This is a genomic window from Tessaracoccus sp. OS52, from assembly GCF_020687685.1.
Classification (GTDB): Bacteria; Actinomycetota; Actinomycetes; order Propionibacteriales; family Propionibacteriaceae; genus Arachnia.
Genome location: NZ_JAJEWM010000005.1, coordinates 175,095 through 190,271 on the forward strand (window position 1 = coordinate 175,095; position 15,177 = coordinate 190,271).

General features: G+C 70.2%; 11 protein-coding genes. 9 read left to right on the forward strand and 2 right to left on the reverse strand.

Going from position 1 to position 15,177, the window contains the following annotated elements; all coding sequences use genetic code 11:
* Positions 1 to 63 precede the first annotated feature (63 nt).
* Both yicI and LKO27_RS14285 read left to right on the forward strand, forming a co-directional pair.
* A complete protein-coding gene (gene yicI, locus LKO27_RS14280) occupies positions 64 to 2,346 on the forward strand; it encodes an alpha-xylosidase (RefSeq protein ID WP_227738185.1) in 2,283 nt (760 codons plus the stop codon).
* On the forward strand, positions 2,343 to 4,859 hold the full coding sequence (locus LKO27_RS14285) for a glycoside hydrolase family 3 protein (RefSeq protein ID WP_227738186.1): 2,517 nt from the start codon (positions 2,343 to 2,345) through the stop codon (positions 4,857 to 4,859). The genes yicI and LKO27_RS14285 overlap by 4 nt, the downstream gene beginning before the upstream one ends.
* On the opposite strand, the gene trpB is transcribed toward LKO27_RS14285, so the two are convergent.
* A complete protein-coding gene (gene trpB / locus LKO27_RS14290) occupies positions 4,856 to 6,067 on the reverse strand; it encodes a tryptophan synthase subunit beta (protein WP_227738187.1) in 1,212 nt (403 codons plus the stop codon). The two genes, LKO27_RS14285 and trpB, sit on opposite strands and share 4 nt — an antisense overlap.
* A gap of 182 nt (positions 6,068 to 6,249) precedes the next feature.
* On the opposite strand from trpB, the gene LKO27_RS14295 reads away from it, so the two are divergent.
* The 6 genes from LKO27_RS14295 to LKO27_RS14320 all read left to right on the forward strand — a co-directional run bounded on the left by LKO27_RS14295 (position 6,250) and on the right by LKO27_RS14320 (position 12,463).
* Entirely contained in the window at positions 6,250 to 7,239 is a 990-nt protein-coding gene (locus tag LKO27_RS14295; RefSeq protein ID WP_304650908.1) for a siderophore ABC transporter substrate-binding protein, read from the forward strand.
* A 97-nt stretch (positions 7,240 to 7,336) separates the two neighbouring features.
* Entirely contained in the window at positions 7,337 to 8,347 is a 1,011-nt protein-coding gene (locus LKO27_RS14300) for an ABC transporter permease (protein ID WP_227738188.1), read from the forward strand.
* A 13-nt stretch (positions 8,348 to 8,360) separates the two neighbouring features.
* Complete coding sequence (locus tag LKO27_RS14305) at positions 8,361 to 9,488, forward strand: iron chelate uptake ABC transporter family permease subunit (RefSeq protein WP_227738189.1); 1,128 nt, start codon at positions 8,361 to 8,363, stop codon at positions 9,486 to 9,488.
* Positions 9,485 to 10,243, forward strand: a complete 759-nt coding sequence (locus LKO27_RS14310; RefSeq protein WP_227738190.1) for an ATP-binding cassette domain-containing protein — start codon at positions 9,485 to 9,487, stop codon at positions 10,241 to 10,243. Before LKO27_RS14305 ends, LKO27_RS14310 begins: the two co-directional genes overlap by 4 nt.
* A 190-nt stretch (positions 10,244 to 10,433) precedes the next feature.
* Positions 10,434 to 11,840, forward strand: a complete 1,407-nt coding sequence (eccD, locus tag LKO27_RS14315) for a type VII secretion integral membrane protein EccD (protein ID WP_227738191.1) — start codon at positions 10,434 to 10,436, stop codon at positions 11,838 to 11,840.
* A 116-nt stretch (positions 11,841 to 11,956) separates the two neighbouring features.
* Positions 11,957 to 12,463, forward strand: coding sequence for a hypothetical protein (locus tag LKO27_RS14320; protein ID WP_227738192.1), 507 nt, complete (start codon positions 11,957 to 11,959; stop codon positions 12,461 to 12,463).
* Here LKO27_RS14320 and LKO27_RS14325 read toward each other — a convergent pair.
* A complete protein-coding gene (locus LKO27_RS14325) occupies positions 12,460 to 13,422 on the reverse strand; it encodes a sugar-binding transcriptional regulator (protein WP_227738193.1) in 963 nt (320 codons plus the stop codon). The genes LKO27_RS14320 and LKO27_RS14325 overlap by 4 nt on opposite strands.
* Before the next feature lie 124 nt (positions 13,423 to 13,546).
* On the opposite strand from LKO27_RS14325, the gene LKO27_RS14330 reads away from it, so the two are divergent.
* Positions 13,547 to 15,157 carry an alcohol dehydrogenase catalytic domain-containing protein gene (locus LKO27_RS14330; RefSeq protein WP_370630041.1) on the forward strand — a complete coding sequence of 537 codons (1,611 nt, stop codon included), beginning with the start codon at positions 13,547 to 13,549 and terminating at the stop codon, positions 15,155 to 15,157.
* Positions 15,158 to 15,177: the final 20 nt, after the last annotated feature.

Here is a 15,177-nt window from a genome sequence, read left to right on the forward strand (position 1 = left end):
GGAGATCGGGGTCCGGAGCCGGGCGGGCGCTGACGGACAAGGCTTGAAAGGCAGACGAACAACGTGAAGTTCACCGACGGCTACTGGCTGACCCGCGAAGGCGTGAGGCCGCTGTACGCGGTCCAGGTCGACGACATCCGCCGCGACGACGAGGCCGGGACCATGACCGTCCACGCGCCCACGGCGGTCATCCGGGACCGGGGCGACACGCTCAACCGGCCCATGCTCTCCCTGAGCTTCTCGGCGCCGATGCCCGGCATCGTCAAGGTCCGGGTGCAGCGCCACGCGGGCGGCGTCCACCGCGGCCCGGACTTCGCCGTGCACGCCACCGGTGACTTCCGTCCCCAGATCAGCATCGACGATGCCGCGGGCGTCCTGGACTCCGGCGGCCTCCGCGCCAAGGTCTCCCGGCAAGGCCCGTGGCTGGTGGAGTTCGAGCACGACGGCAGGGTGCTGACGACGTCGCTCCCCCGCTCCGTGGGACACATGACCGACCACAGCACCTGGGTCCACCAGCAGCTGTCGATCGAACCGGGCGAGCGCGTCTACGGTCTGGGCGAACGCTTCGGCGCGTTCACCAAGAACGGCCAGGTGGTGGAGAGCTGGAACGCCGACGGCGGCACCTCCAGCGAGCAGGCGTACAAGTCCGTGCCGTTCTACCTCACCAGCCGGGGCTACGGCGTCCTCGTCGACCACCCCGGCCGGGTCTCGTTCGAGGTGGGCTCGGAGGTCAACTCCCGCGTCCAGTTCTCCGTCGAGGGCGAGACGCTCGACTACTACGTCATCGCCGGCCCCACCCCGAAGGACGTGCTGCGCCGCTACACCGCGCTCACCGGCCGTCCCGCGCGCGTCCCGGCCTGGTCCTTCGGCCTGTGGCTCACCACCTCCTTCACCGCCCAGTACGACGAGCAGACCGTCAGCAGCTTCGTCGACGGCATGGCCGAGCGCGACCTGCCGTTGTCGGTCTTCCACTACGACTGCTTCTGGATGCGCGAGTACCAGTGGTCCGACTTCGAGTGGGACGGCCGCACCTTCCCGGACCCGGCCGGCCAGATCGCCCGCCTCCATGAGCGCGGCGTGAAGGTCTCGGTGTGGATCAACCCCTACATCGCCCAGCGCTCACGGCTGTTCGCCGAGGCCGCGGAGAACGGCTACCTGCTCAAGCGGCGCGACGGCAGCGTGTGGCAATGGGACCTGTGGCAGGCCGGCATGGCCATCGTCGACTTCACCAACCCGGAGGCCACGGACTGGTACCTCGGCCACCTCGACAAGCTGCTGGACCAGGGCGTCGACTCCTTCAAGACCGACTTCGGCGAGCGGATCCCCGTCGACGACGTGGTCTGGCACGACGGCTCGGATCCCGAGCGCATGCACAACTTCTACGCCCACCTCTACAACGGGGCGGTGTTCCGTCTCCTGGAGCGGCGCAAGGGCGCCGGCAACGCCGTCCTGTTCGCCCGCAGCGCCACCGCCGGATGCCAGCAGTTCCCGGTTCACTGGGGCGGCGACTGCGACTCCACCTTCGCCTCGATGGCAGAGTCGCTGCGCGGCGGCCTGTCGCTGGCCATGTCCGGCTTCGGGTACTGGAGCCACGACATCGGCGGCTTCGAGGGCACCCCGGACCCGGAAGTGTTCAAGCGCTGGGTAGCCTTCGGGATGCTGAGTTCGCACTCGCGGCTGCACGGCTCGGACTCGGTCCGCGTGCCGTGGGCCTTCGACGAGGAGGCCGTCGACGTCACCCGCAAGTTCACCCGGCTGAAGATGCGGTTGATGCCGTACCTGGCCCGCGTCGCGGAGGAGACCCACCGCGATGGGATTCCGATGATGCGCCCGATGGTCCTGGAGTTCCCCGACGACCGGGGCGGCTTCGAGGCCGACTGCCAGTACCTACTGGGCGACTCGCTGCTGGTGGCACCGGTGTTCACCGCGGCCGGCGACGTCGAGTACTACCTCCCGGCGGGGACGTGGACGTCGCTGCTCGACGGCACCACCCGCGAGGGGTCGCGCTGGGTCAGTGAGAACCACGCCATTGACTCCCTGCCCGTGATGGTGCGGCCCGGCACCGTGCTGCCGCTGGGCGCGGTCACCGACCGCCCCGACTACGACTGGGCCGACGGCGTCACGCTCAGCTGCCACGAACTGCCCGACGGCTTCGAGTCCGACGTGGTGGTGCCCGGGCTCGACGGTGCGCCGTCGACCACGTTCCGGGTCCGTCGGCGTGGCAACGTCTACTCCGCCAGCAGCGACGACGCCCGCGCGGCCTGGTCGCTGGCCGTGGGCGGCCGCACCGTCGGCGCCGAAGGGGCGCAGGAGATCAGCATCGACCTCGGGGAGGACCAGGCATGAGCGAGGACCGGACGCCGGTGTTCCGGCAGGTGGACCGGCCGCTGGCCGAGCGCTCGGCGGACCTGCTGGGCCGCCTGACGCGCGCTGAGAAGGTTGCGATGCTGCACCAGGCGGCGCCCGCGGTCGAACGCCTCGGGCTGGGGCCGTTCCACACCGGCTGCGAGGCGCTGCACGGCGTCGCCTGGCTCGGCGAGGCGACGGTGTTCCCGCAGGCCGTCGGGCTGGCGGCGACGTGGGACACCGACCTGATCGAGGCCGTCGGCGAGGTGGCCGCCGTCGAGGTCCGGGCCAAACGGGCCACGGACCCGACCGTCGGGCTGAACGTGTGGGCGCCGGTGGTCAACACGCTGCGGCACCCGGGCTGGGGCCGCAACGAGGAGGGCTACTCCGAGGACCCCCACCTGACGGCGCACTTCGGCACCGCCTACAGCCGCGGCCTGCGCGGCCACCACGAGCGGGTGTGGCGGACCGTGCCGACGCTGAAGCACTTCCTGGGCTACAACAACGAGACCGACCGCTCGGTCACAGACACCAACCTCTCCCCGCGCACCCTCCACGAGGAGGAGCTCGCGGCCTTCCGCGAGCCCATCGAGTCCGGGGCCGCCGGGGCGATCATGCTGGCCTACAACCTGGTCAACGGCGCGCCCGCGCACGTGCAGCCGGAACTGGTGGCCGAGGCCCGCTCCTGGGCCGACGAGTCGATCGCGGTGGTCTCCGACGCCGGCGCCCCCGGCTTCACCGTCAGCCTCCAGCGCGCCTACGCGGACAAGGCGACGGCCTCGGCCGCGCTGCTGCGCGGCGGCATGGACTCCTTCACCGACGACGATGCCAACGCCGTCCCGACCATCACCGCCGTCGAGGCCGCGCTGGAGCAGGGCCTGCTCACCATGGCCGACGTGGACCGAGCCGTCACCAGGCTGCTGGAGCTGCGGATCCGCACGGGCGAGTTCGACGGCGACGCCGACCCCTACGCGGCGATCGGCCCCGACCACCTGGACCGCCCGGCCTCCCGCGAACTGGCGCGCGAGGTGGCCGGCCGAGCCGTCGTCGTCCTGGCCAACGAGGCCGGACTGCTGCCGCTCTCGGAGCCGTCGAGCATCGCCGTGGTCGGGCCCCTGGCGGACCTGGTGCTCACCGACTGGTACTCCGGCACCCCGCCCTACGCGGTGGGGCTGGGGGCGGCCCTGGCCGAGCGCTACCCGTCGGCCGCCGTGGAGGTGGTGACCGGGGCCGACGTCGTCGCGCTCCGCTCCCTGACCAGCGGGGGTTACCTCACCTCAGACACCTCCGGGGCCCGCGTGGACGCCAACGCCGCCCGGGCCGGCGACGCCTGCGCGTTCGAGGTCACTGACTGGGGCGACGGCGTCCTGACGCTCCGGTCACGGGCCAGCGGCGGACTGCTGACGGGCGGCCAGTGGCCCGTCAGCGCCGACGCGGGGCGCGTCGGCGGCTGGGTGGTCCAGGAGACCTTCCGGCGCCACGCCCACCCCGACGGCACCGTCTCCTTCCTGCACCTGGGGTCCGGCCGCTGGCTGCGCGTGCTGCGCGACTCCGGCGTCGTGACCGCCGACGGCGTCGAACTGGCCCAGGCCGAACGGTTCGTGGTGCGCGCCCTCACCTCAGGTCAGGCGGAAGTGGCGCGCGCCGCGGCGGCGGCCGACGTGGTGGTGGTGGCCGTCGGCAACGACCCGCACCTGCTGGGCCGCGAGACCGAGGACCGGCCCCACCTGTTGCTGCCGGAGGCGGCCGCCGAGGTGTGGCGGACCGCTGGCGAGGCGAACCCCAAGGCTGTCCTGGCCATCATCTCCAGCTACCCCTACGTCCTGGGTCCGGGGGTGGCCGACGCCGCGACCGTACTTTGGTCCAGCCACGGCGGCCAGGAACTCGGCCACGGCCTCGTCGACGTCCTCTCGGGTGACCGCGAGCCGAGCGGACGGCTCGCGCAGTCCTGGCCCGCGCGCCCGGAGCAGGCCGGGGACCTGTTCGACTACGACACCGCCCGACAGCAGGCCACCTACCGGCACCAGAGCGAGCCGTACGCTTACGCGTTCGGCCACGGCTGCACGTACTCGAAGGTGTCCTACCTGGGCGTATCGCTGGCCGCGCCGCGGCTGGAGGCACCGGAGCCGGCGCACCGGCATCCCGCGCTGACGCCCTCCGAGGGTGACCGGGTGGCGACCGTGACCGTCCGCGTCGCCAACACCGGGGAGCGCCCCGCGGAGGAACTGGTTCAGGTCTACGCCCTGCCACCCGCCGGCCTCCCCATCCCCGGCCCTCGACGGCTGCTCGTCGCCTACCAGCGGGTCCGGCTGGCTCCCGGCGAGGAGCGCGACGTCGTGGTGGAGTTCCCGCTGGCGCGTCTGGCCGTCTGGGACGACTCGCTCCGCTTGCCGGGCGCACCCGAGGACTGGGTGCACGCCGGGGCGCTGCGGGTGCAGCCCGGCGACTACGTCGTCGCGGCCGGACCGTCGGCCGACGACCTGCCGGTCCGCGCCACGCTCAAGGTGGTCTAGGCCCCAGCAGGCGCCATTCCGAGGCGCTCGGCGACGAAGTCGATGTCCTTGTCGCCACGCCCGGAGAGGTTCACCACGATGATGTCGTCGGAGGCCAGCGTCGGCGCGAGCTTCATCGCGTGGGCGACGGCGTGGCAGCTCTCGATGGCGCCGATGATGCCCTCCAGGCGGCACAGCAGCTGGAACGCCTCGATCGACTCGTCGTCGGAGGCCGAGACGTAGGACACCCGGCCGAGATCCTTGAGGTGGGCGTGCTGCGGGCCGACGCCGGGGTAGTCCATGCCGGAGGCGATGGAGTGGACAGGCCAGGGCTCGCCGTCGGAGTCCTGGAGCACGATGGTCTTCATGCCGTGCAGGACGCCGGGCGTGCCGAGGGTCATCGTGGCGGCGTGGTCGCCCGGGTTGTCCAGCCCGCGGCCGGAGGGCTCCACCCCGAAGATCTGCACCGACTCGTCCTCGAGGAACGCCTGGAACAGGCCCATGGCGTTGGAGCCGCCGCCCACGGCCGCGACCAGCGCCGTCGGGAGCCTGCCCTCCTTCTCCTGGAGCTGCCGCTTGGCCTCGCGGCCGACGATGGCCTGGAAGTCCCGCACGAGCGTCGGGAACGGGTCTGGACCCACCACAGAGCCGATGGCGAACATCGTGTCGGAGAAGTCGGAGGCCCACACCCCGAACGCGGAGTCGACGGCGTCCTTGAGGCACCGGCCGCCGCTCTCCACCGCCACGACCTTGGCCCCGAGCAGTTCCATCCGCACGACGTTGGGGTGCTGCTTGGCGACGTCGATGGCCCCCATGTGGATCTCGCACTCGAGTCCCAGCAGGGCGGCCGCCGTCGCCAGTGCGACGCCGTGCTGCCCGGCGCCCGTCTCGGCGATCAGCTTGGTCTTGCCCATCCGCTTGGCCAACAGCGCCTCGCCCAGGGTGTGGTTGATCTTGTGGGCGCCGGTGTGGTTGAGATCCTCGCGCTTGAGGTAGATCCGCGCGCCGCCGACGTGGTCGCTGAGGCGTCGGGCCGGGAAGAGCGGGGAGGGCCGACCCACGAAATCGGCCAGCAGCGCCTCGTACTCGGCCTGGAACTCGGGGTCCTCCTTGGCCTCGGCGTAGGCGGCGGCCACCTCGGCGATGGGCGCCTCGAGGTGCGGGGGCAGGAAACGGCCGCCGTGGGCGCCGAAGAATCCGGTGGCGTCGGCATGGGTGAGCGAGGTCATGGGCGGATGCTACTGCCCCCGGGGCCCGAGCCGGCAGAGGGGCCGCGAAACGTCGATCCGTCTCGGAAGCTGGATTAGGTCACGCCCGCCTTGCGTTTTGTCTGGGCCGTCCCCTAGCCTCAGTTAAGTAAGGCTTACCTAACCCGATACGACCCGACTGGGTCGCCTATCCGAAGGACAAGATGGCAAACACCCGCACCGGCATCGCCGCCCTGGCCGCCGTCGCCGCCCTGGCCCTGGGCGCCTGCAGTGCCCCCGCCGAGGCCGACCCCGCAGACGCTGGCACCTCCGACCAGCCGGCCGCCACTGTCGAGGTCGAGGACAACTCCGGCACCCAGACCGTCACCGTGCCCCCGGCCTCCGTCGTCGCGCTGGACAACCGCACGTTCGAGACGCTGGACGCCTGGGGCGTCGAACTCTCCGCCGCGGCTCGCTCCCTCATGCCCCCCACCATCGGTTACAAGACCGACGAGTCCATCCCCGACGTCGGCAACCACCGCGAGCCCGACCTCGAGGTCATCGTCGCCGCTGAACCCGACCTGATCATCAACGGCCAGCGCTTCACGGGGTTCGCCGAGGACATCGCAAAGCTCGCACCCGACGCCGTCCAGCTCAACCTCGACCCGCGCGAGGGAGAGCCCCTAGACGCCGAGCTCCGGCGCCAGATCACGACGCTGGGGCAGGTCTTCGGCAAGGAGTCCGAGGCAGAAGCCGTCGTGGCGGACTTCGACGCTTCCATCCAGGCCGTGAAGGACGCCTACACCGAGGGCGAGACCGTGATGGCCGTGAACGTCTCCGGGGGCAGCATCGGCTACATCGCCCCCGGCGTCGGCCGCACGCTCGGGCCGGTCTTCGACTTGTTCTCCCTCACGCCGGCACTTGAGATCGACGACGCCAGCGACGACCACCAGGGCGACGACATCTCCGTCGAGGCGATCGCCGAGTCCAACCCCGACTGGATCCTGGTCATGGACCGCGACGCGGCAGTCTCGGCCGACGACCCCGCCTACGTCCCCGCGAACGAGGTGCTGGAGAACTCCGCCGCCCTGCAGAGGGTGACCGCCGTGGTGGAGGGCAACATCGTCTACCTGCCCGCCGACGCCTACACCAACGAGGGCATCCAGACCTACACGGAGTTCTTCAACTCGCTGGCCGAGGCCTTCTCCGAGTAGGAACCAGGATCTCCACCTTGACAGCAGCTGACCGGACCGGGACGGGGCGGTGTCCCCGTCCCGGCCGGTCACGCCCTTTCCGCGAGCAGGAGCCGGCATGACCTCCGCGACGACCACCGCCCCCGTCACGCGGGGCAGCAGCACGCGCACCAGGGGCCGGCTGCTGGACTGGAAGCTGCTCGTCGGCCTCGTCGTGGTGGCGGTGCTGCTGGTGGTCTCCCTGTTCACCGGCGTCTACGACGTCCTCGGAGCCGACGACGGCCGCCAGATGTTCGCCCTCACCCGCATTCCGCGCACCGTCGCACTTGTGCTCGCGGGGGCCGCGATGGCGATGTCGGGACTGGTCATGCAACTGCTCACCCAGAACCGCTTCGTGGAACCCACCACCACCGGGACGACGGAGTGGGCCGGCCTCGGTCTCCTGGCCACCATGATCGTGTGGCCCAACTCCCCCATGCTGGTGCGGATGGGCGTGGCAATCGCGTTCGCGTTCGTCGGCACCATGGTGTTCTTCGGGTTCCTGCGACGTGTGACGCTGCGCTCCTCACTGATCGTGCCCATCGTCGGCATCATGCTGGGCGCGGTCGTGGGCTCCGTCTCCACCTACATCGCCCTGGCCACCGACACGCTCCAGAACCTGGGGGTCTGGTTCGCCGGCAGTTTCATCGCGGTTGTCCAAGGCCAGTACGAGGTGCTGTGGATCGTGGCCTTCGTCGTCGCCGCTGTCTTCGTGGTGGCCGACCGCCTCACCGTCGCCGGCCTGGGCGAGGACATCGCCACCAACGTCGGGCTCGACTACAACCGCATCGTGCTGCTGGGGACCGGCTTGATCGCCATCTCCACCGGCGTGGTGACCGTCGTCGTCGGCAACCTGCCGTTCCTGGGGCTGATCGTGCCCAACATCGTCTCGATGTTTCGCGGCGACGACCTGCGCAGCAACCTGCCCTGGGTGGCCCTGCTGGGCATCGCGGTGGTGACGGTCTGCGACATCATCAGCCGCACCATCATCATGCCCTTCGAGGTGCCCGTTTCCCTGATCCTCGGCATCGTCGGTGCCGCCGTGTTCATCATGCTGCTGCTGCGGCAGCGGCGACGCGGAGCCAAGTGAGAGCGACCTGACGATGACCACCACCTCAGACCGGCCAGCCACCGTGAAGCTCACCATCGACGCGGCCACCTACGCCGAGCACTCCGGCCCCGGGCGCGACGCGAGCGGCCCTTCCCGCGCCGTCGAGGCCTCCCCCGGGGAACGCCGCTCCGGCGCGTTCCACACCGCCCGGGCCCGCCGTCGGTACTGGGTCATCCTGGCCGTGCTCGCGACGCTAGCCCTGCTGTTCACCGCGGGGCTGATCGCCTACGACAACCCCATGGACTTCGGCACCGAGGGCTTCTGGCTGATCGCGGAGCGCCGCTCCACCAGCGTCTTCGTCATGCTGATCGTTGCCGTCTGCCAGGCGATGGCCACCGTCGCCTTCCAGACCGTGACGCACAACCGCATCGTGACGCCGTCGATCATGGGCTTCGAGTCCCTCTACCGCGCCATCCAGACCACGACGGTCTACCTGTTCGGGCTTGGCGGGCTGATCGCGTTCACGGGAGTCGGGGCCTTCGTCGTCCAGACCGCCCTGATGGTCGCGCTGGCCCTGGCGCTCTACGGGTGGCTGCTGTCGGGCAAGTACGCCAACCTCCAGGTGATGCTGCTGGTGGGCATCATCATCGGCGGCGGCCTGGCGTCGGTCTCGTCGTTCATGCAGCGGCTGCTGACGCCGAGTGAGTTCGACGTGCTGGCCGCCCGCACCTTCGGTTCGGTGAACAACGCCGACCCCAGCTACTTCCCCGTCGCGGTGCCGATCGTGCTGGTGGCCGGCGGGTTGCTGTACCTGCGTTCCCGCCAGCTCAACACCATCGCGCTCGGCCGCGACGCCGCGACCAACCTGGGTGTCAACCATCGCCGCGGCGTGATCGTCGTGCTGATCCTGTGCTCCGCGCTCGTGGCGGTCTCGACGGCGCTGGTCGGGCCCATGACGTTCCTCGGGTTCCTGGTGGCCACGCTGGCCTACCAACTGGCCGACACCCACGACCACCGCTACGTGTTCGGCATGGCCGTGCTCACCGGCTTCGTGGTGCTGGCCGGCGCCTACTTCGTCATGAATCACGTCTTCTACGCCCAGGGCGTGGTCTCCATAGTCATCGAGCTGGTGGGCGGCAGCCTGTTCCTGTTCGTCATCATGAGAAAGGGTCGCCTGTGATCACGCTCACCGATGTCCGGAAGTCCTACAGCGAAGACGTCGCGATCGGCCCCATCGACCTCGAGATCCCCACCGGCGGCATCACCGCGCTCGTCGGGCCCAACGGAGCGGGCAAGTCCACCATGCTCACGATGATCGGGCGCCTGCTCGGCATGGACCAGGGCGCCATCGAGGTGGCCGGGCTGGACGTGGCCGCCACCAAGTCCCGCGACCTCGCGAAGGTCCTTTCGATCCTCCGGCAGGAGAACCACTTCATCACCCGCCTGACCGTGCGCCAGCTCGTCGGATTCGGCCGGTTCCCGTACTGCGGGGGTCGCCTCACCGTCGCCGATGAGGCCATCATCAGCCGCTACATCGACTTCCTGGACCTCGGCGACCTCGAGGACCGCTACCTGGACCAGCTCTCCGGCGGCCAGCGGCAACGGGCCTACGTCGCGATGGTGCTGTGCCAGGACACCGACTACGTGCTCCTCGACGAGCCCCTCAACAACCTGGACATCGCCCACTCGGTGCGGATGATGCGCCATCTCAAGCGCGCCGCCGACGAACTGGGCCGCACGATCATCATCGTGCTGCACGACATCAACTTCGCGGCCGCCTACTCCGACCACATCTGCGCCGTCAAGGACGGGCGGATCGCGCGCTTCGGGAGCCCTGAGGAGATCATGCGCGACGAGGTGCTGACCGACATCTTCAACACCGAGGTCTCCGTCGTACGGACCCCAGGGCGGCCGCCCGTGGCCGTGTACTTCTAGGCGTGGGATTCCAGAACGCGAACTCGGCGTGTCGTGGACGGGGAACTGCCACGACACGCCGAGTTCGCGTTCCACAATCCCAGCCCGCTCCTGAGCCTGTCGAAGGGCTGCTGCCCTGACCCGGTCGAATGGCACCCTCGCCCGCCCGCCCAGTGGCCCCGTGACCGCTTCCCGCACTACCGTAGGGGCCGTGAGCAGCACCGCCGAGGAAGACCTGTCCCGGGTCACGATCATCTCGCAGTCCCGACGGGTGGACCTCGCGCTCCCCGGCTCCGTCACCCTCAGTGAACTGCTGCCCAGCATCCTGCGCTTCTCGGGGCTGGAGCCCAACACGCCCACCGACGCCGTCCACGCGTGGGTGCTGCAACGCTTCGGCGCCGACCCGTTCGACCTCTACACCCCGGTCGGCAAGCTCAACATCCGCGACGGCGAGACCCTCCACCTGCGCCAGCGTGAGAACGCCATCCCGGACGCCGCCTTCGACGACGTCGTCGACGCCGTGGCCGGGGCCACCAACTCCCGGCCCTCGTGGGCGGCGCGCCACAGCCGGACCATGGGCCTGGTCCTGATGATGGTGCTGCTGATCGGGGCCTCGCTGCTGAGTGTGAACGGCGCCATGGCGGTGCAGGGTCTGGCCCTGCTGCTCGCCGTCGCGCTCACCGGTTTCCTCGGCTTCGCCACGTTCATCGCCGCCGTGGCCCTCGCGCGTGCCGCCGGGGAACGGCCGACGGCGACCTGTCTGGCGTGGACGAGCGTCGCACTGGCCGGGATCACCGGCTGGTTCCTGCCCAACCTGATCGCAGTCGAACCCATCCCCATCGCCATCCGCATCCTGATGGCCGGGGCCCTCGTCCTGGTGGCGGCCTCGGCGTCGGCCCTCGCTGCCCGGGTGCACGCGATGCCGCTGTTCGCCGTCGCCCTCACTGCGGGCTTCATGCTCATCAGCGCCAGCGCTATGGCCCTCAACTACGGCCACGACGCTGAGGTCGCGGCCATCACGCTGGGTGTGATGGCGGTCCTGACCGGCTTCCTGCCCGCGTTCAGCTACCGGCTCGCGGGCATCGCCATGCCCAACCTGACCGTGAACACCGAGGCGATGCTGGCCGACCAGACGCCGGTCCAGCACGACATCGTCGAGCGCGCCCTGCTGGCGGACCGGATCCTCGCCGCCGTCCTGGCTGCAACCAGCGCGACGGCGGTGTTGTCGGCGCTGCTCGTCCTCCAGCAGGGCAGCCTTTGGGCACTGGCGCTGTGCCTGTGCACCGGTCTGGCATTCCTGCTGCGGGCTCGAGCCTTCGTCGGTCTGGCGCAGCGCATGGCGCTCCTGCTCGGCGGCACACTCGTCACGGCCCTGGCCATGTTCGCGCTGGCCGCGCCCGCAACCAGGTCGACCACCGGGGTGCTGATCCTGTTCGCAGGGGTGCTGGTGCTGGGCTACGTGCTGGCGCACTACTCCGCCTCCACCTACGCCCGGATCATCTCGCCCTCCTGGGGGCGCTGGGGCGACATCTTCGAGTGGCTGGCCATCATGGGAATCGTGCCGGCCCTGCTGGGAGTCCTGGACCTGTACACCTACTTCCGCTCGCTGTTCGGCTGACCCGGCCGCTACGCCCACCTGAACCCGGCCCGACAGACGCCTGGACCGCGAGTCCCCTACCCTTTGGGCAATGCTGTCCCTGGAACCGGGGCATCGAGCACTCGGAAGGCTGAACGTTGAGCATCGAGCAGGAAGACACGACCTACTCCAACTCCACCGCCACAATGCGCGGCGGCATGGCTGCCCTGGTGCTCCTCCTGCTTGGGGTCGCGGGGCGGTTCTGGCAGCGTTCGATGGTGGACACCCCCGCGGCCGCAACGGTGCAGTCCTTCTCCGGCCCGTTCTTCGAGGCACTCGTGACCATCGGGGCCGTGCTCGGAGCCCTGTGGCTCTGGCACCGGGTCACGGGACGCGACGCGAGCGCCGGCAGCAAGCGCGCCGGTGCCCGTCTGCTGTGGGTGGGCCTCGGCTTGATCTTGATGTTCGTGCTCGTGCAATTCCTGTGGGTGCGCCTGGTCTTCCTTGGCGGCCCGGAAGCGGACCCGGTGATTGCCGGTTGGGTGATCGAACTCACCAGCCTCTTGCTCAGCGTCCTGTTTCCCGTCGGCCTGGTCCTGGTGGGCCTGAGCCTGTGGAGCCGGTGGTCGCGCACGGAATCACCCGTGCCCACTGACCTCCACTAGCGCGCGAGCAGCAGTTCCGCCGTCGGCTCGTCGGTGACCAGGACGTTCAGGTAACGGCCTGCCACGGCGCCCCTGATGGCGTCCACCTTCTCGCGGCCCGCGGCCACGCCGACGACGTTGGGCAGGGCCCGCACGTCGGCGAGCCGCAGGCTGACGGTGCGCTCGGAGACGTCCCCGGCCACCACCCGGCCACGCAGGTCGAACCATTGGCCCAGCATGTCGCCGACGGCGCCGCGGCGGCCGAAGTCAGCCACCTCCTCCTCCGTCACCATCCCGGTGCGCACCGCCGAGGAGCCGGGGCGCACCGCCCCCACGCCGGTGAGGGTGATGCTCGCGCCCCGTGCCAACGCGAACACGCTCTCGACGGCGTCCTCGGCCAGCAGGGCCTGCGCGGTCTCCGCGCTCGAGACGAACAGCGGCGCGGGGACCGTGCGGAGCCGGCGAACCGCTTCGGGGTTCTCCGAGACCAGGTGCGCGACGTTGTCGATGGTCCCGGCGGCCGACGCGAGCGTGACGCCGTCGAGGGATTCGGCGGACAGCATCGTCAGGGCACGGGCGACGCTGTCACTCCAGCCCAGTCCCACCACGACCCCCGGGTGCAGGTGACGACGGACGTAGGCGGCCGTCGCGGCGGCCACCCGCTCGTTGGTGCGCTCCCGCGACAGCGGACCGTCGGAGGTGGGGACCACGACGGCGTCGTCGAGGCGCAGGTGGTCCCGGAGCCTGGTGGCGAGCCCGAGTGCGGTCAGGTACTTCGCGTCCATCTCGATGCGCACGATCCCGTGCTGGCGTGCCGACTCGAGCAACCGGCCGACGCTCTGCCGGGACACGAACAGCCGCTTGGCCACCTGCGCCTGCGTCAGTCCGTCCTCGTAGTACAGCCACGCGGCGCGCACGATGATGTCGAAGTCGTCCCCCTGTGGTGTGAGCACCTTCTCCGCCTTCCTGTCGGCTCGCATGGGCCGATGCCCAGACTTGCTCCAGACACCTTCTCACGCGGTCCCGCTGAGCCAGAATGGAGGCCAGAGACCATGTCTGATTCCGCGCACCGCGCGCGAGACCACTTTCCACGAAGGAGTCGCCGTGGCCGAGATCCCCGCCACCCAGCACGCAATCCAGTTCACCGGAGTGGACCAGATCGTCCACAACACCGCCAAGGCGGTGGACCCCGTGGGGCCGACGCAGATGCTCCTCCAGGTGGAGGCCTGCGGCATCTGCTTCTCCGACACCAAGCTCCTGCACGCCTTCGACAGCCACCCGCGCAAGGCGGAGGTGGTCTCCGGGATCGACCTCGACGCCCTCGCAGAGATCCCCGGCTACCGGCCGGGGTCGCAGCCGACGGTGCCCGGCCACGAACCCGTGGGCCGCATCGTCGCCGTCGGTGACCAGGTGACCCGCTACAGCGTCGGCGACCGGGTCCTCGTGCAGGCCGACTGGAAGCACCTGCGCACCCCCAAGTCCAACGGCGCCTTCGGCTACAACTTCGAGGGCGCGCTGCAGGAGTACGTCGTCATCGACGAGCGCTGCGTCATCTCGCCCTCCGGCGAGGAGTTCCTGATCCACGTCACCGACGGACCGTCGGCCGCCGCCGTCGGCCTGATCGAGCCCTGGGCCACCGTCGAGGGCTCCTACGCCTGGTCGGAGCGCAACCACCTGGCCGACGACGGTCGTCTGCTCGTGGTCACCGAGAACGGGGGCGCTGGCGTCGAGGCACTCACGGCCGACCACCAGCCCGGCGAGACGAGCACCGTCGCGCCGGCCGAGGTGGCCACCCTCGAGGGCCAGACCTTCGACGACATCATCTACTTCGGCGCCGACGCCGACGTGATCGAGGCCCTGACCCCGCTGCTGGGCACCCGCGCCACGTTCTGCGTCGTGCTCGGGGGGCAGAGGATCCAGCGCAAGGTGAAGCTGGACATCGGCCGCGTGCACTACGACTTCATCCGCTTCGTCGGCACCGTCGGCGACGACCCCGCCGAGGCCTACGCCTGGGTCCCAGCCACCGGCGAGGTCCGCGACGGGGACAGGGTGGCCATCATCGGCGCCGCCGGGCCGATGGGACAGATGCACACCATCCGTGCGGTCACCTCCGGCATCGGCATCGCTTCGGTGGACGCCACCGACCTCAGCGACGACCGCCTGTCGCACCTGGCAACCCTCGTTCAGCCCGTCGCAGACGAGAAGGGGATCCCGATCACCTTCATCAACACCGGCAACACCGAACTGCAGCCCGGCTACACCCACATCAGCTGCATGGTTCCGGTTCCCGCGCTCGTCTCCCAGGCAGTGGACCTGGCCGCCGACGGCGCCATCCTGAACGCCTTCGCGGGCATTCCTGCCGGCACGCTGGGCGACTTCGACCTGCAGGGCATCATCGAGCGTCGCATCTTCATGCTGGGCACCTCGGGCTCCGACGTCTCCGACATGCGCACGGTCCTGGACAAGATCGAGAAGGGCGTCATCGACACCCACATCTCGCTCGACGCGGTCACCGGCATGGCGGGCTTCACCGACGCCATCGAGTCGGTCATGAACCGGACCTCCGGCGGCAAGATCATGGTCTACCCGATGCTCCACGACCTGGGCCTCACCCGCCTCGTCGACATGCCCGAGAAGCTGCCGCACGTGGCCGCGAAGCTGAACGACGGGGTCTGGACCAAGGAAGCCGAGGCAGCCCTGCTGGCCGGGGAGTGACTTCCTTCGCCTGCGACGCG

Bases quoted from the DNA above. Each gene is read 5' to 3' on its own strand.
- LKO27_RS14285 (WP_227738186.1), top strand. From the start codon at position 2,343: ATGAGCGAGGACCGGACGCCGGTGTTCCGGCAGGTGGACCGGCCGCTG.
- trpB (WP_227738187.1), bottom strand. From the start codon at position 6,067: ATGACCTCGCTCACCCATGCCGACGCCACCGGATTCTTCGGCGCCCAC.
- LKO27_RS14295 (WP_304650908.1), top strand. From the start codon at position 6,250: ATGGCAAACACCCGCACCGGCATCGCCGCCCTGGCCGCCGTCGCCGCC.
- LKO27_RS14300 (WP_227738188.1), top strand. From the start codon at position 7,337: ATGACCTCCGCGACGACCACCGCCCCCGTCACGCGGGGCAGCAGCACG.
- LKO27_RS14305 (WP_227738189.1), top strand. From the start codon at position 8,361: ATGACCACCACCTCAGACCGGCCAGCCACCGTGAAGCTCACCATCGAC.
- LKO27_RS14325 (WP_227738193.1), bottom strand. From the start codon at position 13,422: ATGCGAGCCGACAGGAAGGCGGAGAAGGTGCTCACACCACAGGGGGAC.